Raw genomic sequence first — 21,211 nt, forward strand, 5'->3', positions numbered from 1 at the left:
AATCTAAATGATAATTCGTCAAGAACAAAGAAACGATTATGAAGAAATATATCAAGTAGTTCAGAAAGCCTTTGAGGAAGTAGAGCATCGGGATGGCAACGAGCAGGATTTGGTTGTTGCTTTGCGAAAAGGGGTGGCATTTGTGCCGGAATTATCTTTGGTAGCAGAAAAAAACAACAAGATTGTTGGACATATCATGTTTACCGAAATTCACATAAATGATATAACACAACTTGCTTTAGCACCGCTTTCGGTTTTACCTGAATATCAAAACCAAGGGGTGGGTAAAGCGTTGATGGCTCAAGGGCATAAAATCGCCACTCAAATGGGATATGGGTTCTCAGTAGTATTGGGTAGTGAAAAATATTATCCGAAAGCAGGGTATGTACCTGCCGAGCAATATGGTATAAAAGCACCATTTGATGTTCCAAGCAAGAATTTTATGGCACTTGATCTACAAGGTAATTCGCACAAACTGAATGGTATAGTGGATTATGCCAAGGAATTTTTTGAAGTATAACGAAGATCGAATGTTTATATACCCCGCATATAAACAGGAATTTATCATTAAGATAAAGTTACTATGCTGTAATGAATACAGGGACTTATCTGCTGCTTTTTTCTGTTTTTATTTTGTAAGCAGATACAATATGGCTATGTTGGACGAAAGGGCATATTTCAAATAAGAGTACCAGATATTCTATACGCAATCAAAATTCTAACCCCATTTGGTTTTCCACATGCAGGATTTCGGTCAAGCGACTATTTTCCTCTGTTGCCTTGGATATTTTTGTATCTATGCGGATTTTTCTTTCATCAAATTTTTATGGAGCATGAGACTTGGAAAAGGTTTGCACATTATAAGCTCCCCTGCTTGTCGGTCATAGGAAGTAAAACGATATGGATTTACCTGTTACATCAGCCGCTAAGTATGTTGATTTGCAGTTTGCTCTTTCATTAAAGGCGCAGCGATAATTAACAATGACCTTATGAATGTCCAAGCGTTTTCGCAAATACAAAAGCGCTTATGAGATGTGACAGAACAAAGTAAATACTGTTTAAAATCATGCTTGATGATAGATAAAAATTATACTATTTTTTAACATAAATTAGCAAGAATTCCCCTTCCTCTTCAGGTGGCGGGATGAATTGCCATAATGTCCAAATCTTTGGAAAAGATTATATACAGCGACCAGTATAGGGATCGTTGCTTTTTGCACTGTATCCTCCAAAACTTTTTCTAAAACGTGGAGAGAACACTTGTTCTTATGACAAAAATGTGTTATGCTATCATCAGTCGATAAGAGAAAAGAGATGATCAATGTGAATAAATTGGACAATAATGCACATTCAGTATTCCTCCTGTATTACCATCTGATTATGGTCGTAAAATACAGGAGAAAAGTGATTGATGATGATAGTTCTAAAAGGGCGGAGGAGATTTTTTCTTATATTGCACCCAAGTATGGAATTACCTTGGAAGAATGGAATCATGACAGAGATCATGTTCATGTGATGTTCCGGGCTCAGCCGAAAAGCGAACTCAGCAAATTTATCAATGCCTATAAGAGTGCAAGCAGTCGGTTAATTAAGAAAGAATATCCACAGATTCGAGAGAAACTTTGGAAAGAAGCATTCTGGAGCCAGAGTTTTTGTCTGCTCAGTGCAGGAGGAGCACCAATCGAAACCATACGGGCTTATATTGAAAGTCAGGGTGAAAAAGCATGAACAAAGCCATAAAATTTCGTATCTATCCAAATAAAGAGCAGGGAGAACAGTTTGCAAGAACCTTTGGATGCTGCCGGTTTCTATACAACGTGATGTTGGAAGATAAGATGAAAGAATATCAAAAAAGTAAAAAGCGGTTGAAGAATACGCCGGCTTTTTATAAAAAACAGTATCCGTGGCTGAAAGAGGTGGATTCACTGGCACTAGCCAATGTGCAGCTTCATCTGGAAAGGGCATATCAGAACTTTTTTAGAAATCCGCAGAGTGGTTTTCCAAAGTTCAAATCAAAACACAGAAGCCGTGCAAGTTATACGACGAATGTAGTAAATGGAAATATCAAACTGGAAGAAGGAAAGCTGAAGCTTCCGAAAATGTCTCATGTAAAACTGGTACAGCACCGACAGATACCGAAAGAATATCAATTGAAATCGGTGACGGTCACTCAGGAACCGTCCGGAAAATATTATGCCAGTCTTCTCTATACCTATGAGAGCCAAATAAGTGAGGAGAAAGAGGCGGTAGAAAAGATGTTGGGAATGGACTTTGCCATGAGCGGTATGGCGGTGTTTTCAGACGGAAGCCGGGCAGAGTACCCGATGTATTACCGGAAGTCAGAAAAGAAATTGTGCAAAGAGCAGAGAAAGTTGTCTCACTGTGTAAAAGGAAGCAGAAATCACGAAAAGCAGAGACGAAAAGTGGCTGTCTGTCACGAAAAGGTAAAAAATCAGAGAAAAGATTTTCAGCATAAGCTGAGCAGAAAATTGGCGGACAGTTATGATGCAGTGTGCGTAGAAGATCTGAACATGAAAACCATGAGCCGGAGTCTGCACTTTGGGAAGAGTGTTATGGATAATGGATATGGAATGTTTCTGGGAATGCTGGAATACAAGCTAACGGATCAGGGAAAGAGGCTGGTGAGAATAGATAGGTTCTATCCATCAAGTAAGACATGCTGTCAATGTGGAGCAGTAAAAAAAGAACTAAAATTATCGGAGCGGATATATGAGTGTCGTTGTGGAAACCGGATGGACAGGGATGTCAACGCGGCAATCAATATCCGTGAAGAGGGAAGAAAAATATTATGTGCATAACTTCACCGAAAAAATGCCCGTAACCGGGCAAAAACCGTGGGGCACACGGGGATAGCCTGCAGATACTTAGCCCGTTGGGGCTATTGAACAGGAAGCCCTCACTTCAAAATCATGAGATTTAAGTGGTGGGAGTAGGTCACAGAAGCATGGTATAATCTCTCTAAGAAGGATACTATCAATTATCAGATATGATAACTGAGCAAGCAATGATAATGTCACCCGATATTTGACGTGGCCAGCGCATACTTCACATAATCCAAATTCGGGGAAGGTAATGACGAAATCAGGGCTTTTGTATGAAGGAACGTTATTAGAGGCAGGAAAAAATAATACAGGTATATGTGATATGGCCGTATATGGAATTAGCAGGAACGTGTATAGTATGGAAAAGGGGGAGGAGAAATGAGTATTCTTGAGATTAATCATTTCAGCAAGACTTACAAGGGAGCAAAGAAGGCAGTAGATAACCTGACGCTTACCGTGGAGCCCGGTGATATATATGTGTTTATCGGACACAATGGTGCCGGAAAGTCTACGACAATGCGAGCGATAGCTGGTATTCTGGATTTTGAAGAAGGGGATATCCGGATTGATGGAATGTCCATTAAGAGCCAGCCTTTAGAATGTAAATCAATCTTCGCATATATACCAGATAACCCTGATTTATATGAACATCTTACGGGAATTGGCTATCTGAATTTTATTGGGGATATCTTTGGATTATCTGCTAAGAGCCGGGAGCAGGATATTAGAAAATATGGAGATGAATTTGAAATTACAGCAAATACGGTAACAGGTGTGATGATGGCCATTCTTTTATCAGGGGGATTGATGCTGTTGGGCCCGGACAAGCTGGCGGAGATTCTTAAAGAACCGGCAGCAGCGAAATATATGTTACAGGCAAGCCCATATGCAGCAGCAGCGTTTCTTGGCATGTGTTGCACAACGATGGCCTCTGTCTCGCTGGAGGGCAAAAGTCTCTGGATTCTTCAGAGTATGCCTGTAAATATGAAGGATATTATGAACAGTAAAATTCTGGTCAACCTCACAGCTACGGTTCCGGGAGCGCTGATCAGTGCCACAATGCTTGTGATTGGCATGAAACCGGGATTGGCGGGAGGGGTTGTTTATTATCTGCTCCTTCTGGCCTTTGGTGTTGGTACCGCTGTATGGGGGCTGCTCATTAACTTGATGATACCAAATTATGAATGGGAAAGTGAGACACAGGTTGTAAAACAAAGTCTTCCAGCATTTTTAGGGATGTTTCCGCTTATGCTGCTTGGAGTTCTGCTTGGAGCAGTCGCTGCGGTGCTGCCGGTGGATTACAGGCTGACAGGGCTTGGCGTTTCCCTGCTGTTATTTGGCGGTTCCTATATCTTGTATCTATACATGATGAAAAAATATAAAAAGATGCCAGTGTGATAGAAGAGAAATCTCTGCAATATACCGGTTGACTTTGACGCTGCGTAAGCTTGATAAGTACGGGGAGGGTACGGCTCGATTTATGAGTGATGCCATCAGGATTTACTGTAGCAGCGGCTTGTAGAAAGAAAAGTAATAAAAAAAACCATAATAATTGAGAAGAAAGTTGGGCAGCACCATAATGAAGAAAATTATCAGACTACAAATTGAAAATCCCAAAAGTTTAGATCCAATATATGGGATTGATACCGTTTCTGGCGATATAATAAATGCATGTTATGATAGACTTTTTCATTTTGAAAATGATCATTTTGAGCCATTACTGCTTGAAGAATATTTTAGTAATGGAAGAAGTATCTATTGTAAGTTGAAAAAAGAAGTTTTATTTAGCAATAATAAAGAGTGTACATCTGATCACGTAGTGACCTCGCTGAAAAGATGTATTACTAAGTGTGAAAAAATAAAAACATATATTCATGAAGATATTCATACAACAGATATCCAAAGAGTTGATAGCCATGTCTTAAAAATCAATACAAAAATGCAGCTAAAAGATTTTGTCAAAATTTTTTCAAGTAATGCAACATCCATTGTGAATTTAATTGACTATAACGAAAATTTTTTTAAACGAAATACCTGTGGAACAGGACCCTATGTGTTTTCAAGCTATAAAAATAACACTCTGAGACTGATAAAACACTTGAATTGGTGGGGGAAGGAAGAGCTGTTAGATGAAATAGTTATAATTTCAAATTATAATTATGAGATATTAAAAAGGATGTTCCTAGAGGGTGAGGCAGATATCATGTATGCTCTCCCTTCTGATGTTGGATCATTTATAAATAAGCGTAATATCAGAGTTGAGTATTTCCCCTCTTTAGATACATGTTGTTTTGTGCTTAATCAAGCATCAGGAAGATTGAGAGATTATGAGCTTCGTAGATTTATTTGTAATATAGTTAACAAAAAAGAGATAGTAGATAGCATTCACAGGGAAAATATATACGATTTAAACTGTGTGATACCTGCAGGACTTGGGTATAGTTATAATAAATGTAATGGAAGTATATTTGATTCAGGAAAAATGATGTGTAAGACAACAAATGATGATAAGCCAATTAAAATTTTAAGTGTCAATGGGCTAAATGACGCTGAAGTTATGTGTCAAAATTTAAAAGAACAATTATATAAATATGGAATAAACAGTCATATCTGCTCTCTTGATTTTAACAGTTATTGTGATGAATTTGATAAAGGGAAATTTGATATAGCTTTTCTGTCTTGGGCAGTTGACATTGTAGATCCGATAGGGTATTTATATGATTTTTACCATTCAAAGGGAGAAGTATCAAGAGCGATTCGATATAACAACAAAAAAATTGATCAGATGATTGAGAGTAATAAATCCAACAATTTTGATTCAATTATTCAAAAAGCAGAAAGCGAGCATCTATACATATGGTTATATCAGGGCAACAATCTAAAGATATATAAAAACAGGATTATAAAATTAAAACATTCATTAATGGATGGAGATTATTCTTTCAGACATATACGGGTTAAATCATGAAGATGCTGAATTTAATAGAAAGTTCAAGTAAACATATAAGCGACAACCGGATAACTTCGCATAGTGAAGACGGATGCATATGCTTCGGCATACGTATATTGAGCAAAGGTATATTGCTGATTTTCAGGAAAAAGATAAGCACATAAATGTAAGATAATAGAGCACCATCTCATTCTTTATAAAATAAAGAATGAGATGGTGTTTTTTGTGCTCGAATCTGGGTGTAAAGACAAAAATCATGGCTTTGGGGTGTATAAAGAAATGGCATAGAAAATGCCACAGAGAGAATCAATACCGGAAGAATGTCCAATTGCTTCAAACGCCGGAAGAATATCCTGGACGGAGGCGGCGGAACTAAGATTCATAACAGCCTGACCAAAGTGTCCCCTCAGGGCACATTTCAGAAACTCCTGGCTGATGTCGTTTGTATTATCCAGATGTCTTTCCAGTTGTTCTTTTAAGGAACGAGAAAAAGGATGGAGCCATTGGCTGCATAAGATTAGCCCGGCTAAAACTCCACAAAGGAAGTCATCCCCGCTGGGCGTCAGACCAATACCCAGTCCCACCAGGCTAACTAATTCAGAAGCGGCATCGCCATAATTGTATTGCTTAAAAAAGGCAGTGCATTGATTGATCTTTGTCTGAGCAAAAGTTAAAAATAAAAGTGAATCCAAGCTGGAAAAGACTATTCCCTCAGCTGCTGTTTCAGAAAAGATTGGACGAAAACCATTGAGGTGTGATTCATCTAAAGCCTGTTGTAAAACCGGCACAATTTTATTGGGATAGGTCATCGGTAATAACCTGGTGAATGTTATGAAGGCATTACGGTAGTTAAAAGTAATGGTTTCTCCAGAAGTGGCGATGTTGATCCCCAAAGCTGTAGTTGTTACCTGTTGTCCAGGTATAACAGGCAGCTTTTCCATACTGGCTTCATCCAGAGTGGTTATCAGACTGATTGGAGAAATTGGAGAAGCGGTTGCCTGCAGAGCAAGAAGAAAAGAGTCTATCTTTAGATTTATTGTTTTGCTATATACCGAATGAACGGTTCCTTTTTTACGGGAAACGAGAATCTTAGCTATGTAATCAGTGGTGTGGGAAATAGCATAAACCATATCTTTTATGTATCCTTTCGTATAGCCTATCTTATATTTTATCAAAAAATGGGATAAAATACAAAAGTTATTTAGAATTACAAATGAATTTATACACTTTGGACAAAAAATAAGTTTATAATTTCGTTTTTAGGCAATTGTTTTTGTGAAACTTTCTATTTAAAATAATAAAAAGTGCTATTTTAATAGCAACCTTTGGTAATAAAATTGTTAAAGGAGGAAATACGTGGAAAATCATGATTTTCAAATTAGTGATGAGGATTTAAACAATTTCCGTGAACGAGGTTACAATGACGATTTACTGCCAAAACGTCAATCCGAAAGAAATATGGGAATTCGGAACTATTTTACACTGTGGATGGGATCGATCCATAACATTCCCAACTATGCAGCAGTAGGAGGTTTTTTATTCCTGGGACTCTCCCCAATTAATGTTGTTTTTGCATTAATATTAAGTGCTGTTGTTGTTGCAGTATTTTTGTCTCTTAACGGAGTGGCCGGGTCTAAGTATGGAATACCATTTTCCATACATTTAAGGTCAACTTACGGAGCACTTGGAGCAAAGTTACCTGGTTTTCTGAGGGGCTGTGTGGCGGCAATTGCATGGTTTGGCCTGCAAAACTATACTGGGTCCCAGGCTTTATTAATTTTAATTGGAAAACTGTGGCCTGGTTTCTTACGTCTGGGGGGAGAGACTAAGTTTTTTGGAATCAGTATTCCCGGATTGATTTCCTTTACAATATTTTGGGCCATCAATGTTTTAATTGGATTGGGCGGAGGCAAGATACTTAATCGGTTTACTGCAATTTTAAGCCCGCTGATTTACATAGTTTTTGGTGGTATGGCAATTTGGGCAGTCAATGCAGCCGGAGGAATCGGTGCTATCTTTTCGTATCGCGCTGTTGAGACAAGCAGTAGTGTACCACCAGTTCTTATTTATCTGATGATTATTAACTCGGTTCTTGCAGTCTGGGCAGCACCTGGAGCAAGTGTGGCGGATTTCACTCAGAATGCAAAATCAACCAAGGCTCAGATGATCGGGCAGATGTTAAGTATGGTAGTTGGATATGCAATATTTGCATTGTTTAGTGTTGTGATCTTAATCGGAGGATCCATTCGCTATGGTACACAGGAATGGAATGTTCTTAACATTATTGAGCAGTGGGATAATCTGCCGGCTGTAATCCTGACGATGGCTGTTTTTCTTTTGACTACAATTTCCACCAATGCCACAGGTAATATTATCCCCGCCGGCTATCAGATACTTGCTTTATTGCCGAAAAAAATTAATTATCGAAAAGGTGTTATTATTGCAGGGATTATCAGTTTTGTTATTATGCCATGGAAACTGATGGAACGTTCCGACAGTATCTATGTGTTTTTAAATGCAATCGGGGCAATACTGGGACCGGTAGCCGGGGTCATGATTGCACATTTCTTTTTCAGCGAAAAGCAAGAACTGGACCTGAACCAGTTATATATGGATAAAACAACAGATAATACGGAAAATCCCTATGTGGGAATAAATCGGAATTCGTATATCGCAACTATTATAGCCGTAGTATTGTGTTTAAGCGGTCAGTTTATACCAGTATTATCGGGGATATCGGATTACCTATGGCTGGTCGGCTTCTTCTTTGCCTTTGTACTGTATCTGATTTTAGATAAGCTATGGCCAGTGAAACGAACAGGTGTAACCAGCAACAAAAAATAAATTCTTGATAGGAGGAACACAAGATGAGCTATGATTTAATTATTAAAAACGGGTTGGTGATCTTAGAAGGGGGTGAAGTAAAAACCGATATCGGTGTAAAGGATGGGATTATTACCGGTATTGGACATGGTTTAACAGATGGTGAAACAATTCTTGATGCAACTGGGCTGATCGTAAGCCCAGGTATGGTAGATGCTCATGTACACATTACAGAGCCGGGAGGAAGCTATCGTGACCAGTGGGAGGGGTATGAAACCGGTACGGCGGCCTGTGCAAAAGGTGGGGTGACGTCTTTTGTAGAGATGCCTTTAAATCAGATTCCGGCCACTACAGATGGAAAAACTCTTGAGATCAAGTACAATGCCGGAAAAGGGAAACTAAAGGTTGATGTGGCCTCCTTTGGCGGCCTGGTACCTTTTAATCTGGATAACGGCGGAATCAAGGAACAGCATGAAGGTGGTGTTGCAGCATATAAATGTTTCATGGCAACCTGTGGAAACCGAGATATTGATTTTGATTTTATGAATGTGGATGACTATTCGCTTTATGAAGGAATGCGCCAAATTGCCAAAACCGGAAAAGTACTGGCGATTCATGCAGAAAATGCTGCTCTTACAGATACTCTGGGAGATTTAGCTTATAAAAGTGGAGAGACATCTTTAAAATCTTATGTTGAAAGCCGCCCTGTATTTACAGAAGTTGAGGCAATTCGCAGAGCAATCTTCTTTGCGAAAGAAACAGGATGTCGGATTCATATCTGCCATGTGACCTGCCCGGAAGGTGTTGCGGAAGTGACGAAGGCAAGAGCAGAAGGTGTTTGCGTTACCTGTGAAACATGTCCACATTATTTGTATTTTAATACAGATGAGTTGGATGCTATCGGGCAGGTAACAAAATGTTCACCACCAATCCGCGATAAAGAGAATCAGAAGGAACTGTGGAAAAAGGTGCTGCACGGAGAAGTGGATTTTGTTGTTTCCGATCATTCTCCTTGTACGCCAGATTTAAAAGAAAGTGAAAATGCTTTTGAGGCTTGGGGTGGAATTTCAGCGGTTCAAAATAGTGTGGATGTTTTCTATGATGAAGCAGTTCAAAAAAGAGGGATGCCGCTAACGCAATTTGCGGATCTTATTGCAGCAAATCCGGCTGACTTATATAAGCTCAATCAAAAAGGAAGAATTAGTATTGGTAAGGACGGAGATTTCGTGTTAATTAAACCGGATGCTCCGTATACTCTGAAGGCAGAGGATCTGGAATATCGTAATAAGATCAGTGCCTATGTAGGACGCAAGATCGGTGCTCAGGTGGTTCAAACGATTTTGAGGGGTAAGGTTATTTATAATAAGGACAGCGGCGTAACGAAAGAATTCTCCGGTAACTACATAAAAGTAAAATAACATAGACGATAAGTCTGAAATGGCTGGCAGCGGATGAATATAGTGTGAATGAAGGGACGGATTGTTTTTGGGCACTCCGTTCCTTCATTCGATGAGAAAGATAAAAGTAAATATTCTATTATTTTAAAGCCTTTTTTTGATGAAACAAAGGGTTGATTCCAAAAGCCGCACGGTATCAGGATGATCTGGTTGACGGTCAAAATCATGGATTATTCCTGATACTACAAAACGTTTCGGCTGATACTTTTTACACAGCTCAAGGAATTCTGCATAAGGCACATCTGGATCACTGGTACTATGAGCACAAAATAACGGGCAAGGCAGCTGCTGATATGCTCTTAAAGAATACTGCAGAAAGAAATCTTTTTCTCTGCCTTGATAAAAAAGGGATCGCCATAGTCCCGTTTGCCGAGCATATACATAAGCACTGTAATGAGTATCCAGACTGCCTGATCCATGTATTTCGGATGGCAGGGATTTGAGACAGGATTTATCGACAGGCGGGAATGAGCAGTAATATGATGTGGGACTGTCAAACCAGCCGTCACTTACAAAACCATACCCATAATAGGAGATAATCCCATTTGGCGGGTTCAGTAGTCTGTTTCCAGATGCAGCTATGAGGCACAGATAAGCTCCGGCAGAACGCCCCCATAGAAAATAGGGGAGCCTTTCTTTCGTATATGCCTGTGGCCTCTTTATGTAATCGTTTACGGAGTCGATAACATCCTCAAGAATCATGGAAATCCTGGCGGCAGGAGCAAGAGGATAATCAAAGGCGATAATGGTATATCCAGCTTTTGTAAGGATCTGCAGATGAGGCTGTGGCAAGTCATCTCTGCTGCCATATAACAGACCACCACCATGAAAATATAGAATACAGGCAGTTTGTCTTATTTTTGGATCACAGTAGATGGTGGCATGTTTTAAATAAGGGGTTTCACTTAACAAAAGCTTATATTGTTCCAGCATAATGGCTCTCCTTTAAAATTATAAACTTATTATAACACAAATAATAGTGTTAAATATTAAACAAAGGTGAATAAAAGAGATAAAAAATATCTATTCTTTTATCTCTTCTGTTAGTTGAAAAAGCACTTGAAAAAGGGGGATAATCAGGGTATATAAACTTGTTAACACTGCACAATATGGTAAAAAAAGAAAGGATAAGTTATGAGTTATTTAAATGGACAAACAGGTTACAGAGAAGATTTACTGGATACACGTTCTATCGTAAAAAAGGAAAATTATGTTTTGATTGAGCCTGATGGAATTGTCAAAAATGCTATTCCCGGATACGAGAATTGTGATGTAACAATTCTCGGTTCACCGGAACTGGGTGCTTCTTTTGCAGATTATTTGATTACCGTAAATAAAGGCGGTATGAATTCTGGTTTTGGCGGAGCGGGTCTGGAATCTTTTCTCTATGTTTTGGAAGGAGAAGTTACTGTCAAAAATGCGGATAAGGAGGCAGTACTGACAGGTGGAGGATATATTTATTCTTCTGCGGGCAATCTGGTATCTTTTGTGAACACTGGTAATGAACCTGCTAAGATTTTCGGATATAAGCGCAGGTATGAGGAGATAGAAGGGTTCTGCGCTCATACGGTTGTTGGAAATGCCAAAGACCTTCCATGGGTTCCATACGAAGGAATGGAAAATTGTTATGTGAAAGATTTTCTTCCGGCAGCCGGAGATTTTGGATTCGATATGAATTTCCATATTCTAAAATTCCATCCGGGTGCATCGCACGGATATATTGAGACCCACGTACAGGAGCATGGAGCCCTGATTCTGACTGGCAAAGCTATGTACAGATTAGATCAGGACTGGGTTCCGGTAAAGAAAGGAGATTACATCTTTATGGATGCGTATTGTCCTCAGGCTTGTTACGGTGTGGGTAAAGATGAGGATCTGACCTATCTCTATTCCAAAGATTGTAACAGAGATGTTAAATTATAAAACTATATTGGAGGAGAATTAATAAATGAAACTTTCAAGAGCAGAGCTGAAAAGTCTGATGAAAAACAAACTGATGAGAGCCGGCCTTAAAGAGGAACATGCAGAAATTACAGCCGAAATTCTGACATGGTCAGATGAACGGGGATACCATTCCCACGGAGCTGTTCGGGTGGAGTACTACAGTGAAAGAATCTCAAAAGGAGGTATTACGATAGAGCCAAATTTCCAATTCAAAGAAACAGGTCCCTGTTCAGCAATCTTTGAAGGAGACAATGGCAGTGGGTATGTTGCTGCCAAGTTAGCTATGGATAAAGCAATCGAAATGGCTAAGAAGAACGGAATTGCAGTTGTAGGAATACGCAATATCTCCCACAGTGGGTCGATTGGTTATTATACCGAAATGGCGGCGAAAAAGAATCTTGCTGCAATTTCTTTTTGTCAGTCAGACCCGATGGCTGTACCTGTAGGCGGATCAGAGCCCTATTACGGTACCAACCCGATTTCTTTTGCAGCCCCTACTGCAGATGGCAGGACCGTTGTCTTTGATATGGCCACAACCGTTCAGGCGTGGGGCAAGATTCTGGATAAGCGCTCCCGGGGTGAGTCTATCCCGAATACGTGGGCAGTAGATGCTAAAGGGAATCCGGTAACAGATCCGAACCTTGTGAATGCACTGCTTCCTATGGCCGGAGCCAAAGGCTACGGACTAATGATGATGGTGGATGTATTTTCCGGGATTCTCCTGGGTGTTCCTTTTGGGAAACACGTTAGTTCCATGTATCATGACTGTTCCAAAGGCCGGGAACTTGGACAGATGCATATTGTTATAGATCCGGCCCGATTTGTGGGGATCGAGGAGTTTAAAAAGAATATGTCCCAATGCTGTGATGAACTAAACTCCATAACTCCGGCAGATGGATATGACAAGGTGTATTATCCGGGTGAGCGGGCAGAACTTCGAAAAGAAAAAGCATATGCCTCAGGTGGTATTGAAATTGTTGATGAAATATACGAATATTTAAAAAGTGATGATATTCATTTTAACAGATATGATCATAAGAACAGATTTGCGGATTAAGGAGAAAAAAATATGTTAAAAACGCTTGTAAAGAAAGGCAGTTATCATGATTCTGTAGTATTGATGCTTTTGACAAACCACATTGCCGCAATTAAAGGGGTTAAGACAGTTTCAATTATGATGGCAACGCCTGCGAATAAGGATATCTTTAAGCAGAGCGGCCTGGATACTGAAGAATTAATGGCAGCTACTGCAAATGACATGGTTGTTGTAGCGGATGTAGATGATGATAGTCTGTTGGATACCATTATGTCAGAAGTAGATCTGTTTTTTCAGAATCAGTCCGCAAAGAGTGCAGATAAAAAGAGCAGTAAAAGTGTAAAGTCCTGGGATAAAGCACTTGAAAACCTTCCCAATGCAAATCTTGCAGTTATATCTATTCCGGGAGCATATGCGGCATTAGAAGCAGACCGTGCCCTTGATGAGGGAATGAATGTATTTATGTTCAGCGATAATGTGACGATTGAGGATGAAAAAAAGCTAAAAGAAAAAGCCCATGAAAAAGGTTTGGTTGTTATGGGACCAGACTGTGGTACCGGAATTATTCAAGGGGTTCCTGTTGCATTTACCAATAACGTTGCACCCGGTCCTATTGGGATCATTGGTGCATCGGGAACAGGAATTCAGGAACTGACTACGATTATTGACCGCCTGGGTGAAGGCGTAACAAATGCCATTGGAACAGGAGGCCGTGACCTTTCGGCGAAGGTTGGCGGAATTACGATGATGGACATAATCAATGCCATGGAAAGTGATGAGCATGTGAAAGTCCTGATTGTCATATCAAAACCACCACAAAAAGCAGTGCGGGAAAAAATTTCAGCTCGGCTGAGTATTTGTAAAAAGCCTGTTATTACGTTATTCCTGGGAGAAAAACCAGAATATCACGAAGAAAATTTTTATCATGCCTATACACTGGATGAAGCAGCTCGTCTGGCCGTTAGTCTTGTCCGCAAAGAAGCAGTCAAAGAGGGTATGGTAAATGTTGACAATTCCCAGTTCTATTGTGCTGATGAGAAGAAGACAATTAAAGCATATTATTCCGGCGGTACTCTTGCCGGAGAAGCAGCAATGCTGATTAAAGATGCTTTGCAGATGCGGATTCCACCACAAAAAGCAGAAGGGTATATGCTTAAGACAGCAGGACATATTGTAGTTGACCTGGGAGATGACGTTTATACACAGGGAAAACCACATCCCATGATTGATCCGGCAAAACGGATTGAATGTATGCAGGAAGCAGTAGATGATGAATCAACAGGGGTGGTTCTTTTAGATATCATGCTAGGCTATGGTTCTCATGAGGATATGGCAGGTGCGTTGATTCCCACAATTAAGAAGCTTCAGGAGAAGGCTACTGCAGAAGGCAGAAAAGTATTTTTCATTGCGACAGTATGTGGAACCAGAAGAGATTTTCAGGGATATGATGAAGCTGTCAGTAAATTAACTAATGCAGGGGTGATTGTCTGTGAGACAAATAAACTGGCTGTGCGTACCGCAATCCAGGCTATCGGCCTTGATTTTTCTGATCCAGAAAAAGAAATTCGGGCAAAGGAGGTAAAAAAAGTAACTGCGGGTCAGACTTCAGAAAAGTTACTGCAGATGTTATCCGGGAAACCAAGGATTATTAATCTGGGACTGAAAAGCTTTGCAGAAGTAGCAGAAAAGTTTGGCTGTGAAACAATACAGTATGACTGGACGCCCCCGGCAGGCGGAAATGTTGAGTTAATTAAAACATTAAGCTTTTTGCGTCATTATGAGGGATTTGACATTGATGAGGCCAACCGCAAAGTAGTTGCCAAAATAGTATCCGGCCAGCCAGTTATTAAAGATGTGGCGGCGGCAAAAACAGTCATCAAGGAATTGGAAAAAGGTAAAGTGATTCTTCATGCCGGCCCCCCTATTGCATATCGTGATATGCCGGATACGGTACAGGGATCTTGCGTTGGGGCAGTGCTTTTTGAAGAGTGGGCCGATAATGAAGATGATGCAAGAAGATTATTAGAATCCGGTGAAGTTACATTTATTCCCTGCCATCATGTCAAGGCTGTGGGACCCATGGGGGGAATTACTACTGCCAATATGGCCGTTTTTGTTGTGGAAAATGAAACGGATGGAAATGAAGCTTATTGTACATTGAATGAAGGTATCGGCAAGGTTCTTCGCTTTGGTGCATATTCAAAAGAGGTCGTTGAGCGGCTTCGCTGGATGAGAGATGTGCTGGGGCCAACACTTGGAAAAGCAATTAGATTATTAGGCGGAATCAGTGTTAATCCGATTGTTGCAAAAGCCATTGCAATGGGTGATGAATTCCATCAGAGAAATATCGCCGCTTCGCTGGCTTTTTTGAAAGAGGTGGCACCAACCATTGTGAAAATGGACATGGATGAAAAACAACGTGGCGATGTTATCCAATTTTTATCGGATACAGATCAGTTCTTCCTGAATATTATGATGGCGTCAGGCAAAGCGGTTATGGATGGAGCCCGGATGGTAACCGAAGGAACAATTGTAACTGCAATGTGTCGTAATGGCGTGGAGTTCGGGATTCGCATTGCAGGTATGGGAGATGAATGGTTTACCGGTCCGGTTAATACTCCTTCGGGGTTGTACTTTACCGGATATGACGGAGAGGATGCCTGCCCGGATATTGGCGACAGCTCTATAACAGAAACTTTAGGTGTTGGCGGAATGGCAATGATCGCGGCACCGGCTGTTACCCGATTTGTTGGAGCGGGAGGGTATGAAGATGCCCTCCGAACCAGTACAGAAATGACGGAAATCACAATTGATAGGAATCCAAACTTTATTATTCCAAACTGGAGCTTTAAAGGCACATGTCTTGGAATTGATGCTAGACTTGTTGTTGAAAAAGGAATAACACCGGTTATTAATACCGGAATTGCACATAAAATTGCCGGTTACGGACAGATTGGGGCAGGTACGGTTCATCCTCCATTGGAATGCTTTGAAAAGGCAGTCCGGGCATATGCAGAGAAACTCGGGTTTAGTCTGTAACAAAAACAGTGTGAAGGGGTGCGAATGCAATGAGTCTATAATCTCTTTACATAGTGGGACTAGTAAGTATCTGGGCAATCTGACACATACATCTTGGGAGTTGGAAAATGAATATACCAGTTAATTTATTCATGTGGATTATGGCATTTCTGCCAATCATTGTTCTATTGGTTTTAATGATGAAATTTCATTGGGGTGCAACGGAAGCAGCCCCAGTGGGACTTTTGATTACAATTATTACCGGTGTCTTTTTTTATAAGGCGGATATTCGGTTAATTGCTTCTGAAAGTGCAAAAGGAATTTGGAATGCATTGATTATTATATTAATTGTGTGGACCGCAATTTTAATGTATCAGGTAGGAGACGAGGCCAGGGCATTTTTGGTAATACGTAACGGAATGCGCAAATTATTGCCGAATGAGCTGCTATTAATATTGGCAATGGGATGGATTTTTGAAAGTTTCTTACAGGGAATCACAGGTTTTGGCGTTCCGGTAGCTGTGGGTGCTCCACTGCTGATTGGAATTGGTGTAAAACCTATGTGGGCGGTTATTATTCCTTTGCTCGGACAAGCCTGGGGCAACACCTTTGGGACTTTGGGGGCGGCATGGGATTCTCTTGCGATGGGTACCAATCTGATTCCGGGAAGCGGCGAATATCTCATGACTGCTTTATGGGCAGGCGTGTTTATCTGGATTTGGAACGTAATTGGAGGGCTTGCCACCTGCTGGTTTTACGGCAAAGGCAGAGCCTTAAAAAAGGGTTTTGCAGCAGTTCTTATTCTGTCCGTAATCCAAGGCGGCGGAGAACTTTTACTGACCCAGATCAACACCACAATATCATGTTTTGTACCAGCATGTATCTCTTTGATTGTAATTTTAATCCTTGGCAGGACAAAATGGTACCGGGAAGAATGGAGTCTTAAGGATAGCCCCATTATGAACCGTGACTATGCTTCACAGGGAGGGGAGGAGGCTCCTTTGGACATGAGTCTTATCCAGGCGTTTGTTCCTTATTTCCTGCTTTCTTTCATTACTTTGGCAGTGTTGTTGATAAAACCAGTTTACAATTTTTTGGGACAAGTTGAATTTGGCTTATCTTTCCCTAAAACAGTGACCGGTTATGGCCATGTTAATGAGGCATATGAGAGTTTTTCACCACTGACTCCTTTTAATCATGCCAGTATGTTCTTGCTTGCTTCGTCATTAATTGGACTGGTATATTATAAAAAACATGGCTGGATCAAAAAGGGCGGTGCTCAAAGGATATTTGTTAAATCCATATCGATGACAATGCCTTCAGGAATCGCAGTGATATGTCTGGTTATTATGTCGAAGATAATGGATGGAACCGGTCAGACAATTGTACTGGCAAATGGAATAGTCAGCGTCCTTGGAAGAATCTATACTGCACTGGCGCCTTTTGTGGGATTTTTAGGGACCTTTATGACTGGAAGCACTATGAGTTCCAACATTTTATTTGGAGGATTCCAGATGACCACTGCAAACCTCCTGCAAGTTGATCCTTCACAAATTATGGGTGCGCAGACAGCCGGCGCGACCATCGGCAGTGCCATCAGTCCCAGCAAGATTATTCTGGGGACAACAACAGCAAGCATTCTTGGCAGTGAAGGTGATATTATGAAAAAAATTCTGCTTATCACGCTTCCGGCCACTATTCTGATTGGATTGATTCTGTTTGTAATTACAATCATATGATACAAAAACACAGGAGAATACAGGATGGAACATAACAGTTTTTTTCATACTAAGGAAGGTTCGCTTACCTTGGCTTTTGTTGTAATTATGGTCGCTTTTGTTATAATTATGCTAGGTCTAAATATAGCAAATGATGTAATATGTCTGATTGGGTTCGGATTGGCTCTTTGCGGAATGCTCTATTCGCCGACCGATGTATATATTTTAAAACCATTAAAAAGATGTTGGGGTCAAAAGTAATTTTGCCTCCATGATACACGGATTACTCCGCACTTTGTGCTCGCGCAACCCAGGTATCTTTAAAAATAAATAATAGAAAAAGAGGATGAGTGTATGGCAATAGAAGAAATTGTTGGGAGAATAGCCGAAGATCTGGAACATTTAAAGCAATATACAGCTACTCAAGGAGAGGGATGTACGAGACTTCCCTTTACCAAAGAAGCACAAGGAGCAGTGGAGTTCCTAAAAAGTACTATGCAAGAAGCGGGATTGTGTGTAACAGAGGATGCTGCCGGAAATGTCATTGGCGTTTTGGAGGGCGTAGACTCGGAAGCACCCTGTGTGATGATGGGATCCCATTATGATTCTGTTGTAAATGGCGGTGATTTCGATGGAGTTGCAGGAATTGTATGTGCGATTGAAGTTGCAAGACAGTTAAAGGAAAAAGAAATTGTTCCACAACGTAATTTTGTAGTTGTAGGTTTTTGTGATGAAGAAGGAATGCGTTTTGGGACTGGATATTTTGGCTCCGGTGCAATTTTAGGCAATCGCGATGTTGCGTACTGTAAGCGATTTAAAGATGTCAATGGGGTATCCATTTACGATGCCATGAATAGCTATGGTCTGGATCCCGAAAAGATCGAGGAAGCAAAATGGCCAAAAGGCTCCATTGGATGTTTTCTGGAAGCACATATTGAACAAGGACCCGTTCTGGATGCCATGGGTATAGAAATCGGCCTTGTTGATTGCATTGTTGGAATCCAGAGACATATGGTTACCGTTCATGGAAGAGCAGACCATGCAGGTACAACACCTATGGATATGCGGATAGATGCTGTTGAAGCAGCTGCAAAAGTAATTTCAAAAATACCTGACTGGGCCAGAGAAAAGGCGGATGGAACCGTTGCTACGATAGGATATATTAATACCGTTCCTGGAGGAGTAAATATAGTTCCGGAAAAATGTGAATTTACTGTGGACATCCGTTCTAAGAACAATGATAATATTAATGATATTAGTAAACGAATGGAAGCTGCCCTGGAGAGGGAAGTAAAGGCTATCGGCGGAAGCTTCGAGATTAAAAACACGTTAACGATTACATCGGTAGACTTGTCTAAAGATATGCTGAAGATTATGGAAGAAAGCTGTAAAGATCATCAATATAGCTACAAATATCTTCCAAGCGGAGCAGGTCATGATGCCCTGGAAATAGGGCAGGTGATTCCCACAGCAATGATTTTTGTACCAAGTGAAGGGGGAAGAAGCCATTGCCCAGTTGAATTCACCAAATACAGCGATTTTGCAAAAGCAGCAACTGTTATGACGGATCTGGCCATAACATTGTTGGAAAAATAATTGGTAAAGAGCCTGCCTTGGGTCATATTGCAGTGCTGTCTCTGAGTTTTTATGGTATAATGAAAAACACAGTTACTGCTGAATTTAGTTATAATATTCTTATTGTAGGTGGAGTATGGGATTTACGGTAGAAGAACTCCTTAAAATTGAGGAAGTAAAAAATCTGTCTGTAATCTGCGGACAAGATGGACTTAAAAATGAAATAAAAGGTGTCACTATTATTGAAGCTCCTGATATTGCTAAGTTTATCAATGGAGGGGAGTTGCTGCTGACCGGATTATTTGCTTTTAAAACCTGTAGTGTAGATGAATACAAAGACTTTCTTCGGGAATTGGGAAAAAAAGAGATCAGTGGTCTGGCTTTAAAAAGGGGCAGAACAGTAAAAGAGGCAGATGTTAAAATTGAACTGCTCAAAGAATTTGCCCGGGATAACCATATACCATTAATTGAAGTTCCTTTTGAACTGTCTTTTCAGGTTATAATTGGTCTGGTTATGGAACATCTGTTTAGTGATGAAGTTACTCAGCTGAAGTACTACAAAACAACCCATGACAATTTTTCAGCATTGACCTTGTCAAATGGATTTAACGAGAATAAAATTCGAGACATCTTGGGGCTGTTAGATAAGATGATTTGTAATCCGGTATCACTTTATGATCAATATATGTCTTGTTATGAGACAACAGCAGGTGAAAAAAATCAAAGACTAAAGATTGCTGCTGATGCCACGAAGTATGATCCTGGAATTTTAACTAATTATATTTATTTGAAGCAGGAAGATGAACATAATCGGTATATTGTTGAAATTAACCTGAATGTGGGGCTCCGGATGTATCTGGTGGTGACAGAGATGATGTCAACATTTAGTCTGATGGATTGTATTGCATTAGAAAATGCTATTATCGCACTTCAATATGAGTTTTCAAGAATATTCGCTGTTTCAGAGCTGGAAAAGAAGTTTCAAAATGATCTTCTGCATAATATTTTGAGCGGTAATATAGAATCAATAGAAGAACTGAAGAAGAGTTCGAGCCTTCTAGATGTCAATATTGATGGCTATTATCGTGTGGTTGTATTTGGCGTAACAAATGAAAAAAGCTCTCGCAAAGATACGATTAATGAAAAGATGCACCACATTGATTTGCTGGAAGAAACAGTTGCCCATAAGCTTCCGAAAAGCAAGGTATACAGGGATCTGGATAAGATTGTAGTTGTCATGGAAGTTAACTCTGATTCCTCACAGATTGAATATCGGGAAGAGTTGAAGGATATCCTGAAGCAGATTCAGGCGTTTATGACTGTCCAAAATAAATATCTGAAGGTAAAAGCCGGGGTGGGAAGAATTGTACAAGGGATACTACAATTGCCCAAAACCTATAAAGAGGCAAATGATGCCTTTTTGTTTGTCGATATTGCCGGTGACATAGTGGGAGAAAGTGCCGTGCAGATGATGCTTTTTTCGGACTTGGGAATTTTTAAATTATTGTGTCAGTTAGATGATCCGGAAATGTTAAGGGAGTATGTTCCAGAAACACTTGGAAAGTTATATGATTACAAAAAACCTCAAAGAGATGATTTGATAATGACGCTGAAAACATATCTGGATAAAAACCAGAATCTTTCCAAGACGGCCAAAAGCTTATACGTGCACTATAAAACAGCAGCTTATCGTATTGAGAAGATAGAAAAGATAACTGGAATAGATTTTAATAATGCCAATGAAGTGTTGGCTGTCAGAATTGGTCTGATTGTCCATCGAATGATCGAAAATTATGAAAAAAAGGTTATTTAAAATTTGATTTCTTGTAGAAATGGTCCAGTATATA

General features: G+C 40.1%; 16 protein-coding genes and 1 pseudogene. 15 read left to right on the forward strand and 2 right to left on the reverse strand.

The window, feature by feature from the left end:
* Positions 1 to 7 precede the first annotated feature (7 nt).
* From INP51_RS01680 to INP51_RS01705, 6 genes and pseudogenes are all read left to right on the forward strand, one after another.
* The gene (locus INP51_RS01680) at positions 8 to 520 is read left to right on the forward strand and encodes a GNAT family N-acetyltransferase (protein WP_193736034.1); all 513 of its coding nucleotides are present in this window, start codon (positions 8 to 10) and stop codon (positions 518 to 520) included.
* A gap of 162 nt (positions 521 to 682) precedes the next feature.
* Complete coding sequence (locus INP51_RS16470) at positions 683 to 961, forward strand: heparan-alpha-glucosaminide N-acetyltransferase domain-containing protein (RefSeq protein WP_334298164.1); 279 nt, start codon at positions 683 to 685, stop codon at positions 959 to 961.
* A 353-nt stretch (positions 962 to 1,314) separates the two neighbouring features.
* A complete protein-coding gene (tnpA, locus tag INP51_RS01690; protein ID WP_193737196.1) occupies positions 1,315 to 1,728 on the forward strand; it encodes an IS200/IS605 family transposase in 414 nt (137 codons plus the stop codon).
* On the forward strand, positions 1,725 to 2,819 hold the full coding sequence (locus INP51_RS01695; RefSeq protein ID WP_193736035.1) for an RNA-guided endonuclease TnpB family protein: 1,095 nt from the start codon (positions 1,725 to 1,727) through the stop codon (positions 2,817 to 2,819). Before tnpA ends, INP51_RS01695 begins: the two co-directional genes overlap by 4 nt.
* Before the next feature lie 408 nt (positions 2,820 to 3,227).
* Positions 3,228 to 3,599, forward strand: a pseudogene (locus INP51_RS16475) (ATP-binding cassette domain-containing protein); the annotation flags it as partial.
* An 823-nt stretch (positions 3,600 to 4,422) separates the two neighbouring features.
* Positions 4,423 to 5,811 (forward strand): ABC transporter substrate-binding protein, encoded by a 1,389-nt coding sequence (locus INP51_RS01705; RefSeq protein ID WP_193736036.1) that lies wholly within the window; start codon positions 4,423 to 4,425, stop codon positions 5,809 to 5,811.
* Between the two features lie 236 nt (positions 5,812 to 6,047).
* On the opposite strand, the gene INP51_RS01710 is transcribed toward INP51_RS01705, so the two are convergent.
* The gene (locus INP51_RS01710; RefSeq protein WP_193736037.1) at positions 6,048 to 6,923 is read right to left on the reverse strand and encodes a DUF2877 domain-containing protein; all 876 of its coding nucleotides are present in this window, start codon (positions 6,921 to 6,923) and stop codon (positions 6,048 to 6,050) included.
* A gap of 226 nt (positions 6,924 to 7,149) precedes the next feature.
* Between INP51_RS01710 and allW the strand changes: the two genes are divergently transcribed.
* Both allW and allB read left to right on the forward strand, forming a co-directional pair.
* On the forward strand, positions 7,150 to 8,637 hold the full coding sequence (gene allW / locus INP51_RS01715; RefSeq protein ID WP_193736038.1) for an allantoin permease: 1,488 nt from the start codon (positions 7,150 to 7,152) through the stop codon (positions 8,635 to 8,637).
* A 23-nt stretch (positions 8,638 to 8,660) separates the two neighbouring features.
* Positions 8,661 to 10,034: an allantoinase AllB gene (gene allB, locus INP51_RS01720; protein WP_193736039.1), complete on the forward strand. Its 1,374-nt coding sequence runs from the start codon at positions 8,661 to 8,663 to the stop codon at positions 10,032 to 10,034.
* 123 nt (positions 10,035 to 10,157) lie between these two features.
* Here allB and INP51_RS01725 read toward each other — a convergent pair whose 3' ends face one another.
* Positions 10,158 to 11,006 (reverse strand): alpha/beta hydrolase, encoded by an 849-nt coding sequence (locus tag INP51_RS01725; RefSeq protein ID WP_193736040.1) that lies wholly within the window; start codon positions 11,004 to 11,006, stop codon positions 10,158 to 10,160.
* A 201-nt stretch (positions 11,007 to 11,207) separates the two neighbouring features.
* Here INP51_RS01725 and allE point away from each other — a divergent pair, with 201 nt between their 5' ends.
* From allE to INP51_RS01760, 7 genes are all read left to right on the forward strand, one after another.
* The gene (gene allE / locus INP51_RS01730) at positions 11,208 to 11,996 is read left to right on the forward strand and encodes a (S)-ureidoglycine aminohydrolase (RefSeq protein WP_193736041.1); all 789 of its coding nucleotides are present in this window, start codon (positions 11,208 to 11,210) and stop codon (positions 11,994 to 11,996) included.
* Positions 11,997 to 12,021: 25 nt separating this feature from the next.
* A complete protein-coding gene (allD, locus tag INP51_RS01735; RefSeq protein WP_193736042.1) occupies positions 12,022 to 13,074 on the forward strand; it encodes an ureidoglycolate dehydrogenase in 1,053 nt (350 codons plus the stop codon).
* A gap of 12 nt (positions 13,075 to 13,086) precedes the next feature.
* Positions 13,087 to 16,092, forward strand: a complete 3,006-nt coding sequence (gene fdrA / locus INP51_RS01740) for a bifunctional FdrA/YlbE family protein (protein WP_193736043.1) — start codon at positions 13,087 to 13,089, stop codon at positions 16,090 to 16,092.
* A gap of 107 nt (positions 16,093 to 16,199) precedes the next feature.
* Positions 16,200 to 17,810 (forward strand): L-lactate permease, encoded by a 1,611-nt coding sequence (locus INP51_RS01745; protein ID WP_193736044.1) that lies wholly within the window; start codon positions 16,200 to 16,202, stop codon positions 17,808 to 17,810.
* A gap of 24 nt (positions 17,811 to 17,834) precedes the next feature.
* Positions 17,835 to 18,050 carry a hypothetical protein gene (locus INP51_RS01750; protein WP_193736045.1) on the forward strand — a complete coding sequence of 72 codons (216 nt, stop codon included), beginning with the start codon at positions 17,835 to 17,837 and terminating at the stop codon, positions 18,048 to 18,050.
* A 93-nt stretch (positions 18,051 to 18,143) separates the two neighbouring features.
* Entirely contained in the window at positions 18,144 to 19,385 is a 1,242-nt protein-coding gene (locus tag INP51_RS01755) for a M20 family metallo-hydrolase (RefSeq protein ID WP_193736046.1), read from the forward strand.
* A gap of 115 nt (positions 19,386 to 19,500) precedes the next feature.
* Positions 19,501 to 21,177, forward strand: a complete 1,677-nt coding sequence (locus tag INP51_RS01760) for a PucR family transcriptional regulator (RefSeq protein WP_193736047.1) — start codon at positions 19,501 to 19,503, stop codon at positions 21,175 to 21,177.
* Positions 21,178 to 21,211: the final 34 nt, after the last annotated feature.

Source organism: Blautia liquoris (assembly GCF_015159595.1).
In the GTDB taxonomy this organism is placed as follows: domain Bacteria; phylum Bacillota; class Clostridia; order Lachnospirales; family Lachnospiraceae; genus Novisyntrophococcus; species Novisyntrophococcus liquoris.